At 72.9% G+C, this 19,673-nt stretch carries 21 protein-coding genes; 3 read left to right on the top strand and 18 right to left on the bottom strand.

Features of this window, described 5'->3' with window-relative positions; translation table 11 throughout:
* Window positions 1–41: 41 nt before the first annotated feature.
* From ACFY23_RS12070 to ACFY23_RS12015, 12 genes are all read right to left on the bottom strand, one after another.
* Window positions 42–2,438 (bottom strand): DUF4132 domain-containing protein, encoded by a 2,397-nt coding sequence (locus ACFY23_RS12070; RefSeq protein WP_350678858.1) that lies wholly within the window; start codon window positions 2,436–2,438, stop codon window positions 42–44.
* Complete coding sequence (locus tag ACFY23_RS12065) at window positions 2,438–2,824, bottom strand: hypothetical protein (protein WP_350678900.1); 387 nt, start codon at window positions 2,822–2,824, stop codon at window positions 2,438–2,440. Before ACFY23_RS12065 ends, ACFY23_RS12070 begins: the two co-directional genes overlap by 1 nt.
* A gap of 87 nt (window positions 2,825–2,911) precedes the next feature.
* A complete protein-coding gene (locus ACFY23_RS12060) occupies window positions 2,912–3,460 on the bottom strand; it encodes an OsmC family protein (RefSeq protein ID WP_350678860.1) in 549 nt (182 codons plus the stop codon).
* 38 nt (window positions 3,461–3,498) lie between these two features.
* Window positions 3,499–4,125, bottom strand: a complete 627-nt coding sequence (locus ACFY23_RS12055) for a VOC family protein (RefSeq protein ID WP_350678862.1) — start codon at window positions 4,123–4,125, stop codon at window positions 3,499–3,501.
* A gap of 39 nt (window positions 4,126–4,164) precedes the next feature.
* On the bottom strand, window positions 4,165–4,773 hold the full coding sequence (locus tag ACFY23_RS12050; RefSeq protein WP_350678864.1) for an alkylhydroperoxidase domain protein: 609 nt from the start codon (window positions 4,771–4,773) through the stop codon (window positions 4,165–4,167).
* On the bottom strand, window positions 4,770–5,381 hold the full coding sequence (locus ACFY23_RS12045; protein ID WP_350678866.1) for a CMD domain protein: 612 nt from the start codon (window positions 5,379–5,381) through the stop codon (window positions 4,770–4,772). The genes ACFY23_RS12050 and ACFY23_RS12045 overlap by 4 nt, the downstream gene beginning before the upstream one ends.
* A complete protein-coding gene (locus ACFY23_RS12040) occupies window positions 5,378–6,415 on the bottom strand; it encodes a putative FMN-dependent luciferase-like monooxygenase (protein WP_350678868.1) in 1,038 nt (345 codons plus the stop codon). Before ACFY23_RS12040 ends, ACFY23_RS12045 begins: the two co-directional genes overlap by 4 nt.
* Window positions 6,412–8,043: an ABC transporter ATP-binding protein gene (locus ACFY23_RS12035; protein WP_350678870.1), complete on the bottom strand. Its 1,632-nt coding sequence runs from the start codon at window positions 8,041–8,043 to the stop codon at window positions 6,412–6,414. Before ACFY23_RS12035 ends, ACFY23_RS12040 begins: the two co-directional genes overlap by 4 nt.
* Window positions 8,040–8,900 (bottom strand): ABC transporter permease, encoded by an 861-nt coding sequence (locus ACFY23_RS12030; protein ID WP_350678872.1) that lies wholly within the window; start codon window positions 8,898–8,900, stop codon window positions 8,040–8,042. The genes ACFY23_RS12035 and ACFY23_RS12030 overlap by 4 nt, the downstream gene beginning before the upstream one ends.
* Window positions 8,897–9,841: an ABC transporter permease gene (locus tag ACFY23_RS12025; RefSeq protein ID WP_350678874.1), complete on the bottom strand. Its 945-nt coding sequence runs from the start codon at window positions 9,839–9,841 to the stop codon at window positions 8,897–8,899. The genes ACFY23_RS12030 and ACFY23_RS12025 overlap by 4 nt, the downstream gene beginning before the upstream one ends.
* Window positions 9,842–9,856: 15 nt before the next feature.
* Window positions 9,857–11,494, bottom strand: coding sequence for a TIGR04028 family ABC transporter substrate-binding protein (locus tag ACFY23_RS12020; protein WP_350678876.1), 1,638 nt, complete (start codon window positions 11,492–11,494; stop codon window positions 9,857–9,859).
* Window positions 11,495–12,133: 639 nt separating this feature from the next.
* Window positions 12,134–13,561 (bottom strand): MFS transporter, encoded by a 1,428-nt coding sequence (locus ACFY23_RS12015; RefSeq protein ID WP_350678878.1) that lies wholly within the window; start codon window positions 13,559–13,561, stop codon window positions 12,134–12,136.
* A gap of 311 nt (window positions 13,562–13,872) precedes the next feature.
* Here ACFY23_RS12015 and ACFY23_RS12010 point away from each other — a divergent pair, with 311 nt between their 5' ends.
* On the top strand, window positions 13,873–14,154 hold the full coding sequence (locus ACFY23_RS12010; RefSeq protein WP_350678880.1) for a heavy metal-associated domain-containing protein: 282 nt from the start codon (window positions 13,873–13,875) through the stop codon (window positions 14,152–14,154).
* A 362-nt stretch (window positions 14,155–14,516) separates the two neighbouring features.
* On the opposite strand, the gene ACFY23_RS12005 is transcribed toward ACFY23_RS12010, so the two are convergent.
* The 4 genes from ACFY23_RS12005 to ACFY23_RS11990 all read right to left on the bottom strand — a co-directional run bounded on the left by ACFY23_RS12005 (window position 14,517) and on the right by ACFY23_RS11990 (window position 16,654).
* Window positions 14,517–15,116, bottom strand: coding sequence for a winged helix-turn-helix domain-containing protein (locus ACFY23_RS12005; RefSeq protein ID WP_350678882.1), 600 nt, complete (start codon window positions 15,114–15,116; stop codon window positions 14,517–14,519).
* A 49-nt stretch (window positions 15,117–15,165) separates the two neighbouring features.
* Window positions 15,166–15,654, bottom strand: a complete 489-nt coding sequence (locus ACFY23_RS12000; protein ID WP_350678884.1) for a rhodanese-like domain-containing protein — start codon at window positions 15,652–15,654, stop codon at window positions 15,166–15,168.
* Window positions 15,655–15,707: 53 nt separating this feature from the next.
* Window positions 15,708–16,163 carry a cysteine dioxygenase family protein gene (locus ACFY23_RS11995; RefSeq protein ID WP_350678886.1) on the bottom strand — a complete coding sequence of 152 codons (456 nt, stop codon included), beginning with the start codon at window positions 16,161–16,163 and terminating at the stop codon, window positions 15,708–15,710.
* A gap of 113 nt (window positions 16,164–16,276) precedes the next feature.
* On the bottom strand, window positions 16,277–16,654 hold the full coding sequence (locus ACFY23_RS11990; RefSeq protein WP_350678888.1) for a signal peptidase I: 378 nt from the start codon (window positions 16,652–16,654) through the stop codon (window positions 16,277–16,279).
* A 64-nt stretch (window positions 16,655–16,718) separates the two neighbouring features.
* On the opposite strand from ACFY23_RS11990, the gene ACFY23_RS11985 reads away from it, so the two are divergent.
* Entirely contained in the window at window positions 16,719–17,120 is a 402-nt protein-coding gene (locus ACFY23_RS11985) for an ankyrin repeat domain-containing protein (RefSeq protein ID WP_350678890.1), read from the top strand.
* Window positions 17,121–17,165: 45 nt separating this feature from the next.
* Window positions 17,166–18,122 (top strand): DUF3500 domain-containing protein, encoded by a 957-nt coding sequence (locus tag ACFY23_RS11980; RefSeq protein WP_350678892.1) that lies wholly within the window; start codon window positions 17,166–17,168, stop codon window positions 18,120–18,122.
* A gap of 105 nt (window positions 18,123–18,227) precedes the next feature.
* On the opposite strand, the gene ACFY23_RS11975 is transcribed toward ACFY23_RS11980, so the two are convergent.
* Both ACFY23_RS11975 and ACFY23_RS11970 read right to left on the bottom strand, forming a co-directional pair.
* Complete coding sequence (locus ACFY23_RS11975; protein ID WP_350678894.1) at window positions 18,228–18,734, bottom strand: DUF2231 domain-containing protein; 507 nt, start codon at window positions 18,732–18,734, stop codon at window positions 18,228–18,230.
* A 121-nt stretch (window positions 18,735–18,855) separates the two neighbouring features.
* A complete protein-coding gene (locus ACFY23_RS11970; RefSeq protein ID WP_350678896.1) occupies window positions 18,856–19,596 on the bottom strand; it encodes a GAF and ANTAR domain-containing protein in 741 nt (246 codons plus the stop codon).
* Window positions 19,597–19,673 lie beyond the last annotated feature (77 nt).

The raw sequence follows: 19,673 nt of genomic DNA, 5'->3' as shown, positions 1-19,673 counted from the left end.
CAACACGCGCGTCCTGGTCACGCCGGGGTAGCTCAGCGCGCTCAGCGGCGTGCGCGTAGCTGGGCCACGATCGACGGATCCGTGATCCGGGCGTCGTCGGCGAGCAGGAACGCCTTGCTGAGGATCAGCGCGAGCCGGTCGTCCTCGAAGGGCAGGAAGACCGGCTCGCGTGGCCCGCGCCGGGACGGCACGATGCACAGGTACGTGTTTCCCGGCTCCATCAGGATGTTCGCGCTGCCCAGGTGGATCTTGTAGGTGGACAACTGTCCCCGCACGACAAGGTAGCGATCGGTCAGCTCGCACCGATCGGCGAGCTTCGTCCGCGGGACGATCCGCTCCAGTGCGCTCCGCCGGGCCTGTGCCGTCGCCGTCAGCTCGGCGACGCTCGCCTCCCGCCAGTAGTCGACGTAGCGGTCGTCCTCGCGGTCCGTCCAATCGGGATCGGCGCCGATCGAGGTCACGGACACGAACAGGTCCACGTCGCGCATGGCCTCGCTGAGGACGATGACCGGAACCTCGGCCAGCGGCGCCGTCCGCCAGGCGCCGCCGACCCGGCGGTCGAACCACACCCGGTCGGTGGCGGCGTACTCGGCGCCGTCCGCTTGCTGGTCGCGGTAGTCATGCCGGAACCCGACCCGCCAGGCCCCGCCGGGCAGGACGCGGTACGCGTCGTCGGTGTGCCCGCCGTCCCACGGGCCGAGCCTCGAACACGTCCAGCCCCGGCCCTTCATCAGCGCGTACAGCCGCTGGTAGTGCACGATGTGCGCGGCAAACCGTTGGGAGTAGGTCTCGGTCTGCAGCTCCGCCGGCGTCAGCAGGTAGACCTCGCGGAATGCCTGCTTGAACGGTTGCCGCAGCTCGCGATCGCTGAGCGCGTCGCGCCAACCCCGGATCTCCTCGGCTGAGGTGCGCAGCGGGTGCCACAGCCGGATCTCGGCGTCCGGCTCGGGCTCGGGAACGGCCGTCCCGTTCAGATCCGTGAAACCACCGCTCGTGGGAAGCACCGGCCGCCATTGGCCGGACGCGCTCGGCACCTCCCAGATCAGGCGCCGCACCACACTCCACCCGAGACCGTTCGCCGCCAACTCGTCACGCCAGCGCCGGTAGGGCAGCGTGGTGTCGGCGGTGAAGCCGAGTTCCAGCGACCGCGCCACCGTCGCGAGATGTCCCCGGGCCTGCTTCACCAGGTCGCGTAGTTCCTTCACCGTGTCGGCATGGTCGCGCCGCACGGCTGCCGGGACGGTCGCCAGCGTCCTGCCGTCCGCCCGCCGCCAGGCCAGGTCGACGTCGTGGGACAGGGTGATGACCGCGTCGTGTCCGCCGACGGTCACCGTCCGGACGCCGTCGGGCCCGAAGCCGAGGTCGGGTAGCCGGAACGCCACGTCGGACCGGTCCCCCAGGGCCCGTTCGACCCGCCGCAACGCGCGGTCGAGCTGCTTGTGTACGCCCTTGTGCCGCGCTGCGGCTCGCGCGGCACGCAGCGCGGCCAACGCCTCCGGCGTGGGGAACTCCTCGACGGCCCGGGCCACCTCGTACAGCAGCGCCTGCGAGGGGGTCGTTCTGGCGGCGGTCGGCGCCACGGCGACGCCCAGCAGGAGCGGCCGCAGCAGGTCCGTCAGCCAGGACTCGTCCCGCAGCAGGGCGACCCGCACCGCCCGGCCGAGCGCCGCCACCTCGTCCTTGTGGAACGCCGCGTCCGCCTTGTACGGGATCCTGCCGGACTGGATGTCGGCGACCCGCCCCTGCGCCGCCTCGAGCGCCCGGTGCGCGAACGACGCGTACTCCGGTATGTCGGCCAGTCGTCGCCACAGGTCCGGCAGCTGCGGCGGCGAGTCGTACGAGCGCTCACCGCTCGCCTCCGCGAGCAGCGCCAGCGCGGTGGGGCCGAGCGCGGACACCACCGCGGCCTCGTCCCGCGCGACCGAGTTCAGCGACCACGCGAACAGCTTGCTTCCGATCCGCGCGGTCAACCCGCCGCCGAACCCGGCAAGGGCCATCAGCGTGTACCGATGGTCAGGCCCGGATCGGACGCCGAGGAACGTGGCAAGCTTCCTGGCCGGTCGCGACGCCTCTCTCGGCACGGCCCCCTCGCAGCGGACCAGCGCGTTGACGGCCAGCACCGCATAGCCGCCATGGCCGCCCTGCTCGAGCTTCCCGGCCAGGACGGACAGCATCGCGGCACACGATTCCGGCGTGAACGCCGGCTGCCGCGACCGGCCCGCCGTCACGACGGCCCCCTGCACCCGGTGGGCGGGATGCTGGGCCGGCAGGCGATAGGCGACGGGCAGCAGCGCGCCGAGCTCCCGGTCGCTCAGCCGCGACACGTCCACCGGCTCACCCGCGATCGGGGCGTCCTCGGCCGCCCCGGGGACGGTCAGCACCCGCAGCAGGCTGGCCGCGTACGGCGACAAGGCCGAGTCGGGAAGCACCGCGGTCATCAACCACCGACCAGGGAGACGAGCCGCAGAAACGTGATCTCGGTGCCCGCCCGCAGGTCGACCTGCGCGTCGAGGTCCTCCACCTGCCGGTCGTCGACGAGCACGATGAAACCGTTGCGGCCGAACGCCTCCACCGCGCGATCGTACTGGCGGTGGGGGTCGACCTGGCGATGCTCGTACCTGCCGGCGCCGTTGAGCTCACGCTCGGTCTCCGACGGCTGCACCAGCCCCCGGAACTTCCCCGAGCGCCGGGCGTTGTGCTCCGCGACCTCCTGGAACACACGGCGACGGATGACCTCGCGCAGCGGCAGCCGCTCCTCGAAGATCTCCAGATGCCACGCGTCGGACTCGCGGCCCATGGTCGTTTCGTCGACGATGCTGATCATCACCACGGGGGTCAGCCTGCCAGACCGGGCCGACAGTTCCCGGTCCGCGTGGCCTGGCATCCCCCGTCGCGCGCCGCGTTCCCGGAGTCAATCGGCGCGGCCCTGCTCGTCCCCTCCGGCCGCCGTCACCCGGGCCAGCGAGCCGCTGATCTCCTGGGGGTTGCGCAGCAGGTTGAGGATCGGGCACACCCGTTGCACCTCGGCGTGCAGTCGTGCCAGGTCCTCGTCGGGGGCGGGCGAGGCGACCTGCACCTCGTAACGGAAGTTGTACGGGTGGACGGGCACGTCGGTGTTCCCGGGCTCCTGGGCACGTGGGTCGTACTCGGCCTGCACGTCCACCGAAAGGGAGTCGAGCGGGATCTCCAGCTCCGCCGCCTTGATCAGGAAGATGTGCGTCACGCAACTGCCGAGCACGCCGGCCTGCAGCTCCGGGGAGCCGGGCCCGAGATCGTAGCCGGCGAAGTCGGCGCCGCTGTCGCTGACGACCTGGAAGTCACGGATCCGGATGCGCCGTACGCCGCTGCGTCCCTCGGCGGTGACCCGCGCGCGCAACGGAACGGGGCCGCGGTCCGGGCCGGCACGGCGCGCGGTCAGTGCCGCCCGCTTCTGGGACAGGTATTCACGAAGGTTGCTCATCGCATTCGCTCTCTTCTGGGTGTTACCGGGCCGGCCGCTCAGCGCAGGGCCACCGAGCCGCGCGGGGTGTCGAGTACCGCCTCCAGTGCGGCCCGCGGTCCGGCGGTCACGTCGAGTTCGACGTCGAGCGCGGCGAGGTCGCGACGGACCACCGACGGGTCCGGGTGCGTCACGGTGAACGCGGTGAGCCGCAACTGCGGCAAGCCGGAGCGCGCGGGATGTTCCGTGCCGCCCCAGTCGATGAGGAAAGGCACCAGCCCACCCGCCGCGGGTTCCTCCCGTCGGGTCAGCCGCCAGGACAGCAGCACCCCGTCGGGTCGGCGGCGCGACAACGGCTGGATCTCGCCGGGGTCGTACCCGCGTACGCGGGCGAGGCCGACCGTCTTCTCGATGTCGTCGGGGCGCACCGCCCAGGTGGTGAGGCGAGGCTCGGTCAGGACGTCCAGGCCGAAGGTGCGCGGGCGGACGGCGGGATCGGCCTCCGGATCCGGGCCGATGATCTCGAGGTACGAGGTCGGGCCGAACCCGACCAGGTAGTTGGCGGTGCCGCCAGGGTGTCGGCCCCCGGGAACGGGGGTGACGCCGGTGCGCGCCGCGAAGCCGGCGACACCTGCGGCGAGGTCGGGCACCGCGTAGACAAGATGGTCGAGTCGAGGTTCGGTCATGTCACGTCCTTTCGTACGGGGGCTGGCGGCCGGCAGCGCTCACGCGGCCGCTGGTGGGGTCGGCTCCCCCAGGGAGAGCATGAGTCGGTTGGCCCAGTTGAAGAAGGCGGCCGCGTGCAGCAGATCGCTGATCGCCAGGTCGTCGAGACCGACCGCGCGCAGCGCGTGGATGTGCTCGGCGGTCAGCCCGGCCGGCGTGGCCGTGAGAGCCACCGCGGCGTCGACGACGGCCCGCCAGCGCTCGTCCTGGGGTGCGTCGACCCCCTCGTCGAGCAGCCGCTGCACGTCGTCGGGGCGCTTGGAGTGGTGCGAGGCGAACCGGGCATGGACGGAGGCGCAGAAGACGCAGCCGTTGCGGCGGGAGGTTGCCGCCGCCGCGAGTTCCCGCTCCGCCCGCGGCAGGCCCCCGTCCGCGTTGTAGAAGATGTCCTTGTCGGTCTTCGTGCGCGCGCGCAGGATCTCCGGGTCCCGGGCGAGCAGCAGGAAGTAGGGAGAGGAGGCGCGGGCCCGGTCGACGAGCGCCTCCCAGTGGACGTCGGTGAGTTCCGCCTCGCGCAGCGGTGCGAGCCAGGGCTCCCAGCCGAGCTGGTCCTGGGTGAAGGCGAGCGGCCGCGCGGTGGCGGGTCGGTCGAGCACGGTGTCGGTCACGACGGGGATCCCTTTCTGGTCGGCACGGCCAGGAGCCGCAGGCTCGCGACGAGGCGCACCTGGAAGCTGAGGAAGGCGACGAGTTGCGACAGGGTCACCACGTCGGTGGCGCTCCAGCCGGCGTCGAGGAGTGCCTGCAACGCCTCGCGGCTCGACTCGCGCGGACGGAACACCAGGAGGTGGGCGTGTTCCAGGGCGGCGGCGAGCCGCGTGCCCAGCTCGTCGCGGTCGTTCGTCCGGTACGCCGGCCCCGCCTCGCTCTCCGCGGCGAGCGGACCGGGCGCCGGGTAGGCGCCGTAGGGGCCGGTGGTCCTGCCGGCCTCGGCCTCTCTCGCGACCACCGCGGCCAGCCGCGGGGAGTGCTCCGCCAGCCGGGCGGCGTAGAAGTCGGCGGTCGCGCCGTCCTGGTGCAATGCGGTCACGAACGCGGCGACGGCGAGCCGCTCCGCCGTGGTGACCCTCCCGGCGAGGCGCGGCGAGAAGAGCGCCTCGTAGCTCGCCTGTGCGTTCCTCCTCGCCTCGGGTCGCCGGTGGCGGATCTGGTCGAGGCGGGAGGCGGGCTCGATGCCGACCAGGTGGTCGATGACGTCGGTGACGGATGTGCTCATGCCCTGCTCAGTTCGGTCGACGGGTCGGCGGTGGGATTCGGCGCCCAGCCGAGCGCGGGCGCGACCTCGGTCGCGAGCAGCTCGATCGAGCGGAGGACGAACGGGTGTGGGGGGTCGACCGAGTGCACCTGGAAGACCAGGTCGGTCGAGCGCTGGAGGATCGGGTCGGCCTGCAGGCTGGCGATGACGTCGTCCGGGGTTCCGACGTGCACGTCGAACGCGGCGATGAGCTGCTCGATGCCGCCGTCGGGCACGGGGTGGCCCTTCGCCTTGAACTGCCGGGCGGCGCGGCCGAGTCCTGCCTCGGCGAAGCGCAGCGCCTCGGCGCGGCTGTCGGCGACGAACGCCGTACGCGACGCCATGATCCGCGGCGGCACGCCCTCCGGCAGGTTGTCGTGGTAGGCGTCCACGATCGGACGCTGGATCTCCGCCAGCGTCGCGCGCGGGGCGTCCTCCGTGCGCGGCTGGGTGCGCGAGAGCATCAGTCCGTTGCCGGCCTTCCCTGCGCGGACTCCCCCGCTCACCGAGAAGGTCGCCTCCCAGAGGGCATCGAGCAGGCGCGGCGCCGCCGGGTAGAGGTGGTTGCCGTCGTCGCCGAGGGCCCGCCCCGACCAGGCGTCGACGAGCACCGCGAGATGCTGGGCGTAGACGGCCGAGCGGTTCGCGCTGTCCTGCCCGAACGCGCTGAACGACGAGGGGGTGCCGCCGTTGCCGACGCCGACCTCGAGCCGGCCGCCGCTGAGCAGGTCGAGCACCGCGGCGTCCTCGGCGACGCGTACCGGGTTCTCCAGCGGCAGCGTGATGATGCCGGTGCCGAGACGGATGCGGCTGGTCCGCGCGGCGACGTGACCGAGGAACACCAGTGGTGCCGGCAGGCCGCCCTCGGCTGCGTGGAAGTGGTGCTGGGCCACCCAGGCGGAGTCGAACCCGTACGCCTCGGCGTGCCGGATCTGCTCGGCGGCCAGCCGGTAGCGCACCTCCGCCGGTCCGTCGTCGAGCAGCCGGGTGAAGAACCCGAGTCGCGGACCGCTCACGCCGCCAACTCCGCGACGGCGCCGGGTACGGCGGCGAGCAACTCCCGGGTGTAATCGTGCTGCGGCGTCTCGAAGACCTGCCGCGTGGTTCCGGTCTCCACGATGCGTCCCTTTCTCATGACCGACACGGTGTCGGAGATCTGCCGCACCACCGAGAGGTCGTGCGAGATGAACAGGTAGGTGAGCCCGAGTTCGCGCTGCAGCCCGTCGAACAGGTCGAGGATCTGCCCCTGCACGGTCACGTCGAGCGCGGAGACCGCTTCGTCGAGCACGAGCACCTCCGGCTCCACGGCCAACGCACGGGCGATCGCGACGCGCTGTCGCTGACCGCCGGAGAGCTCACGCGGTTTGCGGTCGAGCACCGTCTGCGGCAGGGCCACCCGGTCGATCGGGTCCCGCACCCGCCTGCCGCGTCCGGCCCGGTCACCGAGCCGGAAGTTGCGCAGCGGTTCGGCCACGATGTCGCCGACGGACTGCCGGGGATCGAGCGAGCCGGCCGGGTTCTGGTAGACCAGTTGCACCCGGCGGCGCAGTTGGCGCAGTTCCTCGCCGCGCAGCCGCGCCACGTCGGTGCCGCCGATCGTCACGGAACCGGAGGTCGGCGCGGCGAAACGGACGACCATCCGCGCGGTCGTCGTCTTGCCGGACCCCGACTCGCCGACGAGGGCGTGGGTCGTCCCCCGCCGTACGTCGAACGAGACCCCGTCGACCGCCCGGAACGCCTTGCGCCCGACCCGGAACTCCTTCACCAGGTCGCGGGCGACGACGGCGTACGGCTGCTCGCTTGCGGCGCCTTCGCCGTCGGGAATCCGCGCCGGAGGGCGGACGTCGCGGAACTGTCGTGGCGTCAGCGACGGCGCGTCCCGCAGCAGGCGCCGGGTGTACTCGGCTTCCGGTCGGGCCAGCACCGCCGCGGTCGCCCCCTGCTCCTCGACCCGCCCGTCGCGCATCACGACGAGCCGGTTCGACCGGTCGGCGGCCACGCCGAGGTCGTGGGTCACGAGGATCACGGCGGTGCCGAACTCCGCACGGAGGTCGTCGATGAGGTCGAGGATGCGCCGCTGCACAGTGACGTCGAGCGCGCTCGTCGGCTCGTCGGCGATGACGAGCTGTGGTTCGAGTGCGATCGCGCTGGCGATGAGGACCCGCTGACGCATCCCGCCGGACAGCTCGTGCGGATACTGCCGGGCGCGCAGCTCGGGGTCGGACAGGCCGACCCGGTCGAGCAGCTCGATCACCCGGCGCGGGACGGTTCGCCGGTCGCCGCGCCGGTGGATGCGCAGCGTCTCGCCGATCTGGGCGCCGATCGTCCTGACCGGGTTCAGCGAACTCGTCGGGTCCTGCGGGATCAGGCCGATCTGGGCGCCGCGGACCGACTCCAGGCGCTTCGACGACCAGCCGGCGACGTCCGTGCCGTTGAGCAGGATCTGACCGGAGTCCACGGACCCGTTGGCGGGCAGCAGGCCGATGATCGCGTGTGCGGTGGTCGACTTGCCGGAGCCGGACTCACCGACGACCGCGGCGACCTCGCCGCGTTCGACGGCGAAGGAGATGCCGCTGACCGCGGGCTGGACGTGGTTGCGGGTCCGGTAGGAGACGGTCAGGTCGCGTACCTCGAGCAGGCTCATCCGTCCTCCCTGCTGATCGAGCGGCTGATGCGGCTGGCGGCGAGCACGACGAGGACCACGACCACGCCCGGCAGGGTGGTCAGCCACCACGAGGTGGCCAGGTAGTTGCGCCCCTCCGAGATGAGCAGCCCCCACTCGGGGGTGGGCGGCTTCGCGCCGTAGCCGAGGAAGCTGAACGTGGAGATGGCCAGGATCGCGGCGCCGAACTGCACCGCGGCGAGCGCCACGACGGGACCGAGCGAGTTGGGCAGCACGTGCCTCCGGAGCACGGTGGCGAACCGGCCCCCGCTGCCGAACGCGGCCTCCACGTAGTCGGTGCGTCGGACCCGGGCCACCTCGGATCGCGCCAGCCGGGCGAAGGCCGCCACCGAGCCGATGCCGACGGCGATCGCCACGTTGATGGTGCCGGGGCCGAGCAGGATGATGGCCGTCAGCGCGAGCAGCAGTCCCGGGACCGCCAGCAGCACGTCGACCACCCGCATCACCAGCTCGTCGACCAGGCCCCCGACCGATCCGGCGAGCAGCCCGAGCAGCGTGCCGAGCACGAGACCGACCGCCACGGCGACGAACGCGCCGGACAGGGACCGGGCCGAGCCGTGCACGACGCGGGCGAAGAGGTCCCGGCCCAGGGCGTCCGTGCCGAAGAGGTGCGCCGCGCCCGGTGCCTGGAGCTTCTCCGCCGGTACGCCGTTGATCGGGTCGTGGCCGGTGAACAGGCCCGGCGCGACCGCCCACAGCACGACGACGGCGATCGCGAGCCAGGCGAGCACGAGCGCGACGGGTGGCCGGCGCAGCGGCGGCCGGGCCCGAACCGGCTGCGTGGGCCGGAGGACGTCGACCCCGGATTCGGCGGTCATGCGGAAACACCAACCTTCGCGGTCAGTCGGGGGTCGAGGACGGGGAAGAGCAGATCGACCACGAGGTTGACCAGCACGAACACGGCTGCGGCGAGCACGACGACGGCCAACATCACCGGGGTGTCCTGGGCGGTGACCGCCTGCTCGGTCAGCCGGCCGATGCCGTTGCGGCCGAAGACCGTCTCGGTCACGACCGACCCGGCGATGAGTTCGCCGAAGGTCACCCCGGCGATCGTCAGCGTCGGGAGCAGCGCGTTGCGGGCGACGTGCCGCCAGAGGATCCAGCGGCGCGAGGCGCCCTTGGCGGCCACCACCGCGACGAACGGCTGCGCGTAGACCCGGTCGAGGCTGCGGGCCAGGACCTGCGCCAGCGGCGCCGAGATCGGTACGGCGAGAGTCAGCACGGGCAGGACGAGCTGCTCGAACCGGGTGCCGCCGATGACGGGCACCAGTCCGAGCTGGAACGAGAACACCTGGATCAGCACGATGCCCAGCCAGAAGGTGGGCACCGAGATGAACAGCGACGGCACCGCCAGCAGCGCACCCCGGATCCAGGCGAACCGGCTGTGGCTCGACACGAAGGCGATGGTCACGGCGATCAGCACGGCGACCCCGAAGCCGAGGCCGGCGAGCTCGGCGGTCGCCGGCAGGCCCTCGGCCAGCCGCTCGATCACCGGCGTGCCGGTGTCGATCGAATAGCCGAAGTCACCCCGCAGGAAGCCCAGCAGCGTGTGGACGTACCGGACGATGGCCGGCTCGTCGCCGCCGTACAGCCGGCGGATCTCCGCGATCTGCTCGGGCGAGAGCCCGAGTTCGGGGTTCTGGAACTTGATCAGGATGGAGTCGCCCGGCAGCAGTTGCAGCAGCACGAAGCCGACGGTGAAGGCGGCCCACAGCACGAGTACGGCCTGCCCGACGCGCAGCGCGAGATACCTGGTCATGAGCCGCCCGCCCGCCTACTTGTCCTTCTTGGACAGCCACACGTCGTAGAAGCTGGGCCGCGCGACGGCCTCGAAGCCGACGCCGTGCACGTACGGCGCGGCGCCGTACACCTGTGGCTCCTCGAACAGCGGGATCGCGTAGCCCTGCTCGATCACGTACCGCTGGATCTCGGCGACCTTCGCGTTGCGCGCGTTCTCGTCGACGAGCGCGGACTGCTCCTCCAGCAGGCGGTCGAGCTTCGGGTCGTTGGAGAGCAGCACGTCCCGGTTCTTGGTGTGGAAGTGGCTCTTGATGACGTCCTGGTCGGCCCGTCCCACCATCGAGTGGGTGATGGCGGTCCGCTCGGCGTTCTTGATGTCCACGGCCTGGGTGCCGGAGTCCGCGGGACGGACGTCGAGCCGTACGCCGATCCGGGTCCACTGCTGGGCGACCAGTTCGAGGGTCTGCTTCGACAGCGGCTGCGGGCCGGAGACAAAGACGCTCAGTTCGAGCTTGCGGCCGCCCTTCTCCCGGATGCCGTCGGCGCCGCGTGCCCAGCCGGCCTGGTCGAGCAGGGCGTTGGCCTTGTCGGGGTCGTAGGCGAGTTGCGCGGACAGGTCGGTGTACCCCTCGGCCAGGCGGCTGAGCACCGAGGTCGCCACCGGGTAGCTGCCGGTGAAGAGCGTTTCGACGACCTCCTTGGCGTTGGTGCCCGCCTGCAGCGCCTTACGGACGTTGATGTCCTGGAGGATGCTGTTCGCCGGGCGCAGATAGAGACCGTTGTTGACGCCGCGGGTCGGTTCGGCGTAGATGCGGTGGCCGGCGGAGGTCACGGTCGCCTCGTCGTACGCCTGCACGTAGCGCACGTAGTCGGCCTGTCCCGACGTCAGCGCGCCGACCCGGACGCTGTCCTCCGGAGTGACGATGATCTTGATCCGGTCGAGGTAGGCGCGCCCCTGGTGGGCGAAGGACGGCGGGGCCCAGTTGTAGTCCTCGCGGGCGACCAGTTCGATCTCCTTGTCGATGATCTGGTTCGCCACGGTGAACGGGCCGGACCCGACGACGTTCTTGAGCTGGCACTGCTCCTCGTACGGCAGCGAGATGGTCTTCTTGGACACGAGGCCCGCCCCGATGACCGACGTGCCCTGCAGGAAGCCGGGCGACGGCTTGTCGAAGTGGAACTTCACCGTGTCCTCGTCGACGACCTCGCTGCGCTCGTAGTTGTTGACGAACTCGGCCACCGGCAGCTTCAGGTCCTTGTTGCCGAGGCCGTACACGTCGAAGTTCGCCGCGACGGTCTCCGCGTCGAGCGGGCTGCCGTCGCTGAAGGTCACCCCGTCGCGCAGGTGGAAGGTGTACTCGGTCGCGTCGGCGTTGATCTCCCAGGACCTGGCGACCCACGGCTCGACCTTGAGTGTCTTCGGGTCCTGCCAGGTGAGCTTGTCGGTGAGCTGGTTGAGCACCCCGCCGTTCGGATAGAAGCCCGCCGCCGGCAGGTAGAGGCAGCTCGGCGGCTGGTGCTCGAGGTAGACGAGCGTGCCACCGTAGACGGGGTCGCCGGCGTCCTGCCCGGCACCGGACGAGCCGCCGCCCGAGCAGGAGGCGAGCAGTCCCGCCACGGTGAGGGCGGCAGCCCCCGCCAGCGCGGTGGACCGGAACCTGGATCGTGACATGCGTGATGGCCTTTCGTGCAGGCAAGGGACTTGCGGAGGGGGCGACGGGATTCAGGCGCACGGCAAGTGCTCGTGCCGGAGCCGCTCCGCGCGGGTGTCAGGGCCGCCGGGCCGAGCCGGCGAAGAGTGGGAGGTGACAGCGGCCGGATGCGCCGCGACGAGCGCGCACGCGCTCGCGGGGAGCAGTCGCACGCGGCCGCGGAAGCGCGTCCTCGCTTACTCGATCAGCGCGGACAGAGGGCGCTGCAGGTGCGCTGATGGTCGACGTAGCGCCGCACGACCAGGGAAGCGACGGTGCGCTTCCCGGCCGGTGAGTGGCTGCTACGGATCATGGATGGGAAGTTATCCCATCGGTTTGGTAGGTAACAACCGGTGCTCGCATCGTGGGATCCGCCGGAAGACGCTGCTCATGGTGCGCCATCCGGGTCACGCGCGAGGTGGAGGTCGCGGGCTGCGTCACCGGCGTCGCGCCGCGACCCCGCGGAGGCGGCCCGCCCACCCCTCGATGCACGGCCTTCGGGGCGGCCGGCCGTCACGGCCGACCGCCCCGGAGATGTCATCAGGTGGCGGATGTCACCTGCGGCTGGTGAGCGTCAGGGACGCTGCTGGTGGTCGACGTGCGTGGTGGAGGGAGCCGGGTCAGCCGACCTGGGCGGGCTCGGCGTCGGCGATCTGTTCTGGGCGGGGCGCGGGGCGGCGCAGGGTGATCGCCGCGATGACAGCTCCTGCGGCGGCGATGATCCCCGCGCCGATGAAGGCGGCGGAGTAGCCGTCGGTCAGGGCCGGCAGGTCGCCGAGCTGGTCGGCGCCGTAGGAGGCGGCGACGGCGGTCATGGCGGCCAGGCCGAGGGCGGAGCCGACCTGGTAGCTGGTGTTGACGATGCCGGAGGCCAGTCCGCCCTCCTCGGGGCGGGCGCTGGAGATCGCGGTGCCGAGCGACGGGATGAAGGCGAGCGACATGCCCAGCGCGGCGACGAGTGAGGCGGGCAGGACGTCGGCGACGAAGCTGCCGCCGGGGCGGATCAGGGCGAGCCACCCGAGGCCGGCGGCGAGGACCGCGAGGCCGGTCACCACCATGGGCTTGGGGCCGAACCGGTTGATGGCCCGCGGCGCGAGGGCGATCATTCCGACCATGATGAGGACGGTCATGGGCAGCAGCGCGGCGCCGCTGGGGAAGGCGCTGTAGCCGAGGACCTGCTGCAGGTACAGGTTGAGGTAGAACCACATCGGGATCCATGCCGCGCCGAGCAGCAGTTGGGCGATGTTCGCGGCGGCGAGGTTCGGGGCGCGGAAGATGGACAGCCGCATCAGCGGCTCCCGGCGGGCGGCCTGGATGGCGAGGAACGCCGCCAGCGCGGCGACGGCACCGGCGAGGACCAACCAGGTCTGCCCGGAGGACCAGCCGACCTCGGGGGCGCGGACGATGGCGTAGACGGCGGCCCCGAGACCGACGGTCACGGTGAGCGCCCCGGCGACGTCGAGGGAGCCCCTGCGGGCGCCGCCGGCCGGCATCAGCGCCGGGGTGGCCAGAACGGCGACCAGCGCGATCGGGATGTTGATGTAGAAGACCCAGGGCCAGCTGACGTACTCGGTGATGACGCCGCCGAGGAAGACGCCGGCGGTGCCACCGGCGGGTGCCGCGGCTCCGTAGAGAGCAAGGGCTCTGGTGAGCTCCCGCGGCTCGGCGCCGAAGAGCATCATCAGCAGGGTCAGCGCAGACGGCGCGATCAGGGCGGCGCCGGCGCCCTGGACGGCGCGGGCGGCCAACTCGACGGCGACGCTGTCGGCCAGGCCGGCGGCGGCCGAACCGGCCAGCAGGATCAGCCAGCCGGCCGTGAACACGCGGCGGGCACCGAACAGGTCGGACAACCGGCCGCCGAGCAGCAGCAGGCCACCGAAGGCGACCACGTAGGCGTTGAACACCCAGGACAGATTCTCCGGCGAGAAGCCGAGGTCCGCCTGCATCCGAGGTAGAGCGACGCCGATGATCGAGGTGTCCATGATGACGATGAACTGGGCGAGCGCGATGAGGCCGAGGGCCCACCACCGCTTGGTCCTGTGTGACATCACAACCACTCCTCTATGCCCCTGGGGGGTATGGGTAAGTGGAGAATGTTTACCCCCTAGGGGTATGGAACGTCAAGCGATCCACGTCAACGACGCCCGGCGACAGCGCACCCTTGCGACATATACCCCCCTGGGGTAGCGTTCGTCGCATCAGGAAGGGCGGATCGTGACGGCACATCGGCGCCCAGGCAAAGGGCGACCGCGACCGCAACCTCGCGGGATGAGGGACGTGTCCGCGAGTTGCCGGATGGTCAGACGGGCGTCTGGTGCAGTTCCTGATCCGCCAGGCCCCCCACAAGGAGGAGATGCTCATGTGCAACAGCGAATCCAGTTGCGGCTGCGCCACTGCCGTTGACACCGCCCCGCCGGCCACCGGCGCTCAGGACGGCATCCGCACCACCTACACCGTGTCCGGGATGACCTGCGGGGGCTGCGCCAACTCCGTGCGCGAGCACCTCAGCGTCGTCGCCGGCGTCACGGGCGTCGAGGTCGATGTGGCCGACGGCCTGGTCACCATCACCAGCGACGCCGCCCTCAAGACCGCCGACGTACGCAGTGCGGTCGAACAGGCCGGCTACCAGCTCGTCAGCTGACCACCTGGCCGGTCGTGCCCGCCCCCGGACGGACACGACCGGCCGCACCCCGCCGCCGCCTCGGCACCGCCGACGGCTGCGGCACGGGCGCCGACGCATCCCCACGCTGCTGTGGCCGGACGGCACTTTCCTTATCGAGCCCACGGATGAGGACCTGCGGACTCACCTCACCCAGCGAGAAGAGAAACTCGGCACCGGTGACCGGTGACCGGTGACCGGTGACCGGTGACCGGTGACAAGGCGCGGCGCACCCGGAGATTCGGATGCGCCGCGCGGGGGTGCCGAACGGCCAGGCTCGTCAGGAGCCGCCGCCGACCTCGCACCGGCACGGACGGGCCGAGCCGGGCCTGTTCCGGTGCCCGTCAGATGCTCCGGTCCACCTCGATCCGGGCCTCGTCGGCCAGGCGGTAACCGACACCGTGGACGGTGGTCACCAGCGGCGTGCCGGCGCCGAACTTGGCGCGCAGCCGCCGGACGTGCACGTCGACGGTGCGGGCCACCGCGTGCTCGTAGCCCCAGACGTTGGCGAGCAGTTGGAGGCGGGTGAAGACCTGGCGGGGCCGCTCGGCCAGGAACAGCAGCAGGTCGTACTCGATGCGGGTGAGCGCCACCGCCCGGGAGCCGTGGTGGACGACCCGCGGCCCGGCGAGGATCCGGATCGTGTCGGAGCGCCCGGCGTCCGGGGCGGGATCGGGGTCCGCGACAGCCGCGGCCGGGCCGGGGCCCGCGACGCCCGGGACGGGACGGGGCGCCGTCGGCGGGCCCTCGGCGGCGTCCGGGCGTACGCGCCCCTCTCCCGACTCGGCGAGTTCGCCGATCAGCTCCAGCAGCCGGGCCAGGCGAGGGCTCAGCGGCCCGGGAGCGACGTCGAGGGTGATGGTGACGGTCGGTGCGGGGCGCGGGCGGACCGGCCCGGGTCGGCCGGCCGGCTGGGATCGGGGGGTGAGGGCGACGACGGACATGGAGCCTCCTGGGGACGGCGGTGCCGCCACGCCCGGTGGGGCGTAACGGTCAGGACGGCGCCCGGCCGGCGGTCACCGGGGGCGCGGGAGTGGACGGACGGGGTGGCGGGGTGGGCCCGAGGACGGGCAGGCCGGCGAGCCGCCAGGCGACGAAGCCACCGACCACGTCGGTGGCGCGGTGCAGCCCGAGGTCCTGCAGGGCGGCGGCGGCCAGCGAGGAGGTGTAGCCCTCCTGGCAGATGACCACCACCGACAGGTCGTAGCTGCCTGCCTGCGACAGCCGCGCCGGACAGCGCGGGTCGAAGCGCCACTCCAGCACGTTGCGTTCGACCACCAGCGAGCCCGGGACGGTGCCGTGCGCGGCCCGCTGCGCGGCCGGGCGGATGTCGACCAGCAGCGCCCCGCCACGACAGGCCAGGTGCGCCCGCTCGGGATCCAGCCGGTCGAGCCGCGCGCGGGCGGCGGCCAGGATCTCGTCGATGCCCCGGGATCCCGGCGGCGCCGGGGCCGGACAGGCGTGCGGGTCGGTCTGCGGCATGGTCGTTTCCTCCGGTGGGTGCTGACGGTCGGTGACGCGGGACGGCGGGACGGTCACCAGGCGACCCCGGCCTCGGCCACCTCGGCGGCGCGGAGCCGGCCGTCGGCGAGGCGGTAGCTGGTCATCCGGCGCAGGGCGGGGCGGTAGACGTGGACGCTCACGGCCGGCTCGTCGCCCCGGTTGGTCACCTGGTGCACGTGCCGGGGCCCGAAGCGACGGCCGGAGCCGGCGGCGAGATGGTGCGGGCGCAGCCGGCCACCGCTGACGGTCTCCTCGGTGAGCGCGCCGGCCGCGACGAGGAACGCGCCGCCCGAGCCACCGTGGTCGTGCAGGTCGGTGCCCTGGCCGGGCAGCCAGCTCAGCGCCCACACCTCGTGGTCGGCGGCATGGGCGAGCCGGGCGTACCACCGGGAGACCGGGTCGAAGCGCAGCGGCGCCGGCCACGCGGACGGATCGGCGGCCCACTCCCCGGCGACGGCGAGCAGGTCGGGCTGGCGACGGTCGGTCATGGCGGTCCTTCGGGGCGGGGCGGCGTGCGGAACCTCAGCTTAGCCTGCAAACCCTATGGGTTTAGTAGGTAATTCCGCATGCCGGGACACAGGTGTCCACGCATCGGCACGGGTCAGCGCCGGACCGGCGGCTCCACCCGGTAGCCGGGCACCGACGGCCAGCGGACGGTCAGCACGACCGCCTCGCACTCGGCGTACCAGGAGTGGTCCACCCCGCGCCCCCACACCACGTAGTCGCCGGGCTCGCGCAGCACCACCGTCCGGTCCGGCAACTCGACCCGGAAACGCCCGCTGACCAGCACCAGCAGGGCGGTCCGCCGCTCCCCCGTCGCCCATCGGGAGCGCGCCTCGCCGGCCGGGTGCACGCCCCACTTGACCTCGACGTCGGCGCTGTGCCGGGCGTCGCCCGGCGGCATGAAGTGGCCGAGCAGCCAGCCCGCGTTCGTCGCGCCGTCGACGCTCGCGTTGCCCACGTACACCGTGTCGTCCATCGACCCCTCCCCCAGCGCGCCGGCCGAGGAACCTACCAGGCTGCCGCGCGACTAACCTGAACCGGTGAGTGAGGAACTCGACGCCGAGACGCTGGCGTTCGCGCACCGGATGTTCGACCTGGCGCGCGACGGCGCGACCGACGAGCTGGCCGACTACGTCGACGCGGGGCTTCCGGTCGACCTGACCAACGACAAGGGCGACACCCTGCTGATCCTGGCGGCGTACCACGCCCGCCCGGAGACCGTCGCCGCGCTGCTCGCCCGGGGCGCCGACCACGCCCCGACCAACGACCGGGGGCAGACGGCGCTGGCCGCCGCGACGTTCCGCGGCAGCGCCGATGCGGTCCGGGCGCTGCTCGTGGCTGGGGCCGACCCGCACCACGGCAACCCGTCGGCGGTGGAGACGGCCCGCTTCTTCGACCTGCCCGAGATGCTCGCGCTGCTGACGGAACCGGCGGCCGGCTGACGCCGTCGCCCCGCGCGGTCGCGCCCGGCCCGGTATACAGAGGCGGTGGAAGATCCGCTGCCCGAGCAGATGCGCACCGCCGGCACCGCGCTGCTGGCCGCGCTGGACGAGCCCGCCCGCGCCCGTGCCGCCCACCGGTTCGACGACGAGCAGGCCCGGCGCTGGCTGGAGTACCGGCCGCGGCCCCGGCCCGGGGTGTGCCTGGCCGACCTGGACCGCGCCGGGCGCAAGGCCGCGCACCGGCTGCTGGCCACCGCGCTGAGCCCGCCTGCGTACGCCCAGGCGATGGCGATCGTCGCGCTGGAGGAGGTGCTGGACCGGGCGGAGGGATGGCGTCGGGGCCGGCACAGCGGCGACTACTGGGTGGCCGTCTTCGGCGATCCGGCCCGCGACGACGCGTGGGCGTGGCGGCTGGAGGGGCACCACCTCTCGGTGAGCATGACCGTGGTGGCCGACCAGGTCTCCCCGGCGCCGATCTTCTTCGGCGCCAACCCGGCCACCGTCCGGTACGCCGGCCGCCCGGTCTCCCGGCCCCTGGGCGTTGAGGAGGACCTGGGCCGTGCCCTGCTGGACGCGATGGGCCCGGCCGGCCGGGCCGCCGCGATCGTCGCCGACGAGGCGCCCGGGGACATCGTCAGCGCCACCCGTGCCCGCGTCGACGCGCCGCTGGAGCCGCTCGGGGTGCCCGCCGACCGCCTCGGCCCCACCGGACGGGCCCTGCTGGACCAGCTCGTCGCGCTCTACCTGGACCGGCTACCGCCCGAGCTGGCGATCCGGGAGGCACGCCGGCTCGCCTGCGGGCAGCTGCACTTCGCCTGGGCCGGCCCGACCCGCCCCGGCCAGCGCCACTACTACCGCGTGCAGGGCGACGACCTGCTGATCGAATACGACAACACCACCGACGACGGCAACCACGCGCACACCGTGCTGCGTCGGCCGGTCAGCGACTTCGGCGCGGACGTCCTGGCCGCCCACCACGCCGAATCCCACCCGCCCTCCTGACCTCCCGCCACCGCTCCGCCTCGCGCCTTCGGCCCTCGGATCGGGCGGCACCGCGACCGTCGTCGGGGCACTGAGCCCAACATCGCGGAGACGGCGGGACGGGGGTCAGGGACGGGAGCGGGCCAGGTCGACGGTGGAGCCGGAGACGCCGCCGCCCAGCGCGTCGAAGGTGGTGGCCTCGGCCCGGCGGCCGGCGTCGAACTGCCGCACCAGCCGGGCGCCCAGCCGCACGCCGACCCCGCCGACGGCGAGGGCCACGACCTCGGTGAGCAGCAGCACGACGCTGGCGCCGCGCTGCGGCGCGTCCGCGCGGACGAGGCAGGACACCAGGAACAGCGCGGCCATCGCCACGTTCACCAGATTGAAGGTCACCGCCGTGCGCCGGGTCCGGCCGCCCGGCACGTCCCACAGGTCGATCATGCCGGCCACGGCGGCCAGCGCGGCGGCGAACAGGGCAGCCACCGAGGTCCAGTAGCCCACCTCGCCGAGGAAGGCCGGTCCCCCCAGCACGTCGGTCAGGTCGAACACGGTCGCGCTCACGAAGAGCCCGAACGGGAACGTCACCAGCATCGGTTGGATCGGGTGCCCCTGCACCCGCAGCCGGCTCTGCATCGTTCCTCCCCCAGGTCGGCTCACCCCACGAATCCAGAGTGCTACCCGCGTGCTCCCAGGGCGAAACGACACGCGCCCCAACGGCCCCACATGTCACGGCCGGCAGGGACGGCGGCGTGGGTCAGGTGTCCCGGGGGCGCGACACGGTGGTGACGAGCCGGTCGGCCACCTCGCGCAGCGGGATGTCCAGCGACGACGCGGCGCTGCGCAGGACGTCGAGGGCCTCGTCGGCCGGGCAGCCGCGTTGGGTCATGATGACCCCGATCGCCTGCCCCACCACCCCGTCGCCGAGCAGCGACGAGTCCAGCTCCCCGGCCCGGGCCGCCTGGCGCGCCCGGTCGCGGACCGCCGCGAGGAGCAGCCCGGCGTGCTCGGCGAGCAGCATCGCGGTGAGCTGGTGCCCGGGGGTGAGCAGGTCGGCGGCGCCGGCGTAGAGGTTGATCGCCCCGATCACCTGCTCGTCGACGTCGACGGGGGCGGAGATCACCCCGTGCACGCCCAACTCCCGTGCGTGCGGCGTCCAGGCCGGCCAGCGCGGCTCGCGGCCCAGGTGCTCGGAGAGGATCATCTCCCGCCGCCGGATCGCGTCCATGGCCGGCGAGTCCGGGCCGTGCCGCAGGTCGTCCAGCCCCGCCAGCCGCGCGTCGGAGGCGGCCACGCCGGCGGGCTCACCGGCCCGCAGCGCGGTGAAGCCGCACCAGCTCACGCCGTCCACCGCGTCCCGGGCGATACGCACCAGCGCCGCCAGTGCCTCGTCGAAGTCGTCGACGGCGATCAGTCCGGCCGTCAGCTCCCGCAGCAGGGCGGCCGTCTCCAGGACGCCGAGCCGTTCCACCGCTGGGTCCCGCATCTCCAGGTTCACCGCTGCACAGCCTCCACCGACCCCGCGCGTGCCTCCGCACGCCCGACCGGCGTCGTCACCCGTTCCATCTGCTGATC

Source organism: Micromonospora sp. NPDC000121 (assembly GCF_042899165.1).
Lineage (GTDB): Bacteria > Actinomycetota > Actinomycetes > Mycobacteriales > Micromonosporaceae > Micromonospora.
This window is presented reverse-complemented; position numbering and strand designations above follow the sequence as displayed.